The 2061-nt window shown below is 44.0% G+C and carries 4 protein-coding genes and 1 pseudogene; all 5 read right to left on the bottom strand.

The features are described 5' to 3' along the window. A pseudogene (locus RMO52_RS10350) lies at positions 1-295 on the bottom strand (hypothetical protein); the annotation flags it as partial. A gap of 107 nt (positions 296-402) precedes the next feature. After that, complete coding sequence (locus RMO52_RS10345; protein WP_310413697.1) at positions 403-882, bottom strand: DUF3574 domain-containing protein; 480 nt, start codon at positions 880-882, stop codon at positions 403-405. Beyond that, positions 882-1448 carry an adenylate kinase gene (locus RMO52_RS10340; protein WP_310413694.1) on the bottom strand — a complete coding sequence of 189 codons (567 nt, stop codon included), beginning with the start codon at positions 1446-1448 and terminating at the stop codon, positions 882-884. Before RMO52_RS10340 ends, RMO52_RS10345 begins: the two co-directional genes overlap by 1 nt. Positions 1449-1463: 15 nt before the next feature. Beyond that, positions 1464-1589, bottom strand: a complete 126-nt coding sequence (locus RMO52_RS10335; RefSeq protein WP_310413691.1) for a hypothetical protein — start codon at positions 1587-1589, stop codon at positions 1464-1466. Positions 1590-1741: 152 nt separating this feature from the next. After that, on the bottom strand, positions 1742-2061 hold a 320-nt coding region (locus RMO52_RS10330; RefSeq protein ID WP_310413688.1), incomplete at its 5' end, for a hypothetical protein.

Genomic DNA, 2061 nt, shown 5'->3' with positions numbered 1-2061 from the left:
GTTGATGAGTAATCGGTACAGAGATGGCGATATGAGCAGAGACAAAATCGTTAGGTGTAGTTTGGCAGACCTTAGCAGCTTCGACATCAGCACCTGGCACCCAGACATCACCCGATTTAAACACCACAATGTGAGTGCCATAGTTGTCAAAAGGCATGACGAGATAACTACCTGAAATGAGAAACTTATATACTTTTCCGTTCCAGATTTCTGCAAGTACGCCAGCCACCCGTAATGGATCGCGAGCATCGATTCTCGTTCCGAGAGGCTTCGCCAACGACATATGATGAATCATAAGATTAACTCCGTTAAATTAATTGAGAATTGAGAATTGGGTGGTTATAGTGGGAGACTTAAACCCTGGAGTCATCTCTCCTGTTCTCTGTAAAAACAAGTCAGATCTTAAAAAGCTGCACAAGATAGATTGTCTGCGCGGAGTACCGATTGTTGTTGAAAAGCCGTGATATAAGCTTTGCGAATCTGTTCGATCTGCTGGCTACTAGTTGCTGCAATTGGGTAGAGTAAAATTAACAGCTTCGATCGCTCTTGGAGAATGGCACCACGAGCATCTTTGAATTGACCTTGCCCAGAAATTACGGTGAAGCCGTCGGGGAATCTGGGCGTAACTTCGCGATCGAGAAACCGTTGAAATTCAGCATTATTTACTTCGATTCCATTCGGTTTACGCAATCCAAAGAATAGCTCGGTACGAGCGACAGGTTTACTCGCCGGAACGCTATTACAGGGATGCTGAGTCTGTCGTCGGGGCGAATCTGTGCTGGAATGATTTTGAGAGACAGAGAATGTAAAGATACTAATCGTCAACACTCCCGCACAAATTAAACCCTGAGCAAGTATATTGCTCCATTCAATTTTTCTCATCACTGGTAATTGTTTTGGGTAGTATTGTCTGAATCGTTGGCGTAGCCTCTTTGCAAGAGAATCGATGTCAAAAACTGCTCGATTTGCAGTGGAGTCCTCAGATGATAGACATCCTTAATACTTTTAGCCTGTTCGATATACTCGCGATATTTTGGAGTTAAATATCGATCGCATAGCCACAACACCCGATAACTATTTATCGAACTTTTCAAGATCGGGCTATTTTCTGGCCAGCCTGCTGGTGGATTAAAACCACCTGTTAACATTCTTTTAGTCACCCACCAAAAATGTAAATACAGTGGCAAATCGACAAATACCAAGCTATCTGCTGCATCCAGTCTCAGCCAGAGCGTTTCCATACAACCAAAGCCATCAATAATCCAGCAATCGGTGGCCAGAATTTGTGCGTGAATGCGCTGATATTCTTCGGTGGGAACGGCAACACCTCTCGATTGATATTGGACTTTATCTAAGACGTGTAGTGGTAAATCCAGAATTTCTGATACCTTCTTGCTTAAAGTTGATTTCCCACCACCAGCATTGCCAAACACTGCAACTTTTTTCATACTTCCTCTTCTCTGTCAGTAAAAGTCTGGTGTTAGCGATTCTCCATGAGAGGCTACGCCAACGGAAAAGATCGGATATTTAGCAGCAAAGCTCAATCTATAAACCATCGGCATTGCAGTCTCCCATTGACGAATTGCCATTGCGCCAGCAATTGAGAATTTTTGGTTTTTCGATCGATTCTCGACGGGAGAGGCTTTGCCAACAAACTAACGGAACTGGAGCGGACTTTTTTTGATTTTACAATTGTGAGTTTCATGGTATTTTTTAGGTGATAGATAGTGAATAACTGCGATTAATGCCACTGCATTAACTGAGATTGCCAACGCCAGTTAAGCGAATGGTGCCGACGAGCGAGTTGAGGTTTTTGCAGTTGGCGGTTGCCAGTATTTCCCCGATCGCGTAGCGTCCGCTTTGCCGAATCGCTAGGAGTTACAGTCGCATCATCTGGTTTTAGTTCGGCAACCACTCGCGGATGAGACGTGTGGATAAAGATGCTCCAATGAATACCGATCTTGGATAGATCGATTCTCCCAATGGAGAGGCTACGCGCCAACGAATCAAAATGAAATTGGATGCGATCGAGAATGTTAGTAGATTTGACGTGTGAATTAG

This window comes from Chamaesiphon sp. OTE_8_metabat_110 (assembly GCF_031382685.1).
In the GTDB taxonomy this organism is placed as follows: Bacteria; Cyanobacteriota; Cyanobacteriia; order Cyanobacteriales; family Chamaesiphonaceae; genus Chamaesiphon.
Note: the sequence above shows the minus strand (reverse complement) of the source record. Positions and strands in the feature narration are given on the sequence as shown.